Genomic DNA, 2,051 nt, shown 5'->3' with positions numbered 1-2,051 from the left:
CGCATTCTGGACGGGGATATCGTATATATCCGCAAACAGCCCGACGTAGAAAACGGCGAGATTGCTGCCGTGCTGATCGGCGACGAGGCCACGCTTAAGCGAGTGTATAAGTACCCTGGGCAGGTTGTTCTCCAACCTGCCAACCCCAAATATGCCCCGATGATCTATGCCGGCGAATCCATCAATGATATGCGGATATTAGGCAAGGCGGTATTTTTTGTCTCTATGGTTAAATAACAATAGTCGAGGTGTACCGTAATGAAACTTCTGTCAATCGTCAAGTCGGCTCTCGCTTCTTCCCTTCGCACTTCCCCCACCGAGAAATTCGACTTAACCACTGTAGAAGGTATTAGAGCTATTCCGAAAACAGCTGTTGCAAAATCGCTATTTTTTTCGACTGACCAGATTGAATATGTTTTGCAAAGAAAAGCAACCCAGTATAAAAGCGAGGGAAACCTCGACCTGGCAATCGAGTGTTTGCGAAAATCAAACGAATTGAAACAATACTCCCACACGGTTTATAGCGCGAAAGATTACTACCGCTTAGTGGATTACTTGAAGCTCGCAAGAAGATTTGATGAAGCCAGAGAAGAAAAAGCCAAATTAGACACAATGTTTAACGAAAAGGGAGTATCTCTGGATTTAATAGATGAATGCGAAAAAAAAGCAATCCCGCCCAAAAATCAAAAAAACGATTTGGTATCTATCGGTTACCTTGGTTGCTGCTGTAGCGAATGCGCAAAATTCAGATGCCGCGTTTATTCTTATTACGGAAAAGATCCAAGATTTCCACGCTACCCAGATTTTTTAAAGCAAAACCCAGATCATTGCGGGCTCATGGCTTTCCCTTTCCTTTTTGATTGTCAATCTCTATCTATGCCGTCTGGAAAAGAATTGAGAGGCGCTTCGCTTATTAAGTATTCCAATCGCCCTTTTGTGGATGATCGCTCCGCTGAAGAAAAGGAACTATACGAAAAACAGATTGCGGACGCAGAAAAGGACAGAATTGATCGTACTGCATATGATTGGCTTTGGGAGTATATGCCGGAAATATGTCCGAAAGGATATGGTGCCTACAGAAGAATGAGGAATTCAAACTCTCGGAATTTCCAGCGTATACAACAAGCGGCTTTGGAGCATGGGTTTGATTTACTAACCGGAACAATGACGAAATAATAAAAAATCCCCCACCGGCGCCAACCGGTGGGGGATCATGAACAGGCTTACTCACAAGGGTGAATAATCCGTCCGGACAACGAGATTATACCACCTCCTGGGTAGGCTTGTCAAAGTGCACCTACAGGGAGGTATTTTTATGTCAATTCGCACCAATACGGCCGTCTGGGTCGAAAGCCGCCAGCGATGGCAGATCAATGTGCAGAAGGACGGTGTGCGCAAAACCTTCACCAGCGCAAAGCCCGGCCGTACCGGCCAGAGGGAGGCCAACCGGAAAGCCGATGAGTGGCTGGAGCACTCGGTTATCAGCACATCCACCAAGGTGGACGTGCTCTATCCTCAGTTTTTGGCGTCCAAGCGGGCCACCACCAGTCTCAGCAACTGCCGCCCAATGGATGGCCGCTGGCGGAACAAGATTCAGCCGTTGATCGGCCAGAAGTCCATCGGCCGGCTGACTGATGGAGATCTGCAGCAGGTACTGGACAGAGCCCTTGCCGGTGGATATTCCCGCAAAAGTCTGCAGAACCTGCGGGCGGATCTATGTGCGTTTTTGAAATGGGCTCGCCGGAACCGTTACACTACACTCACCGGCGAGGACCTTGAAATCTCCAAAGCCGCTCAGAAGGGCCAGAAACGCATTTTGCAGCCGAAGGATGTCCTGATACTCTTCAACGTAGACACCACCATTCTGCGCAAAAATAAGGCCGTGGAGGATTACATCAACGCATACCGGCTGGAAGTGCTTACAGGCCTGCGCCCCGGGGAGATCAACGGGCTGGAATGGGCCGACTGGCACGGCGACCGGCTGGAGCTGCGCCGGGCCATCAACTGCTACGGCGAAACCACCACCGGGAAGAACGATAATGCCCGCCGGG

Annotated in this window: 3 protein-coding genes; all 3 read left to right on the top strand. The window is 49.5% G+C overall.

Translation table 11 applies throughout. From position 1 onward, the window contains the following. A partial coding sequence (locus B5F28_RS14305; protein WP_275532628.1) for a LexA family protein occupies positions 1-237 on the top strand: 237 nt, incomplete at its 5' end. Positions 238-258: 21 nt separating this feature from the next. After that, a complete protein-coding gene (locus tag B5F28_RS14615) occupies positions 259-1,176 on the top strand; it encodes a hypothetical protein (protein ID WP_143424776.1) in 918 nt (305 codons plus the stop codon). A gap of 139 nt (positions 1,177-1,315) precedes the next feature. After that, positions 1,316-2,051, top strand: a 736-nt coding sequence (locus tag B5F28_RS14300) for a site-specific integrase (protein ID WP_143424775.1), incomplete at its 3' end; no start/stop codon positions are given.

The organism is Gemmiger sp. An194 (assembly GCF_002160145.1).
Taxonomy (GTDB): Bacteria; Bacillota; Clostridia; order Oscillospirales; family Ruminococcaceae; genus Allofournierella.
The sequence above is the reverse complement of the archived record's forward strand: the minus strand, read 5'-3'. Positions and strand labels throughout refer to the sequence as shown.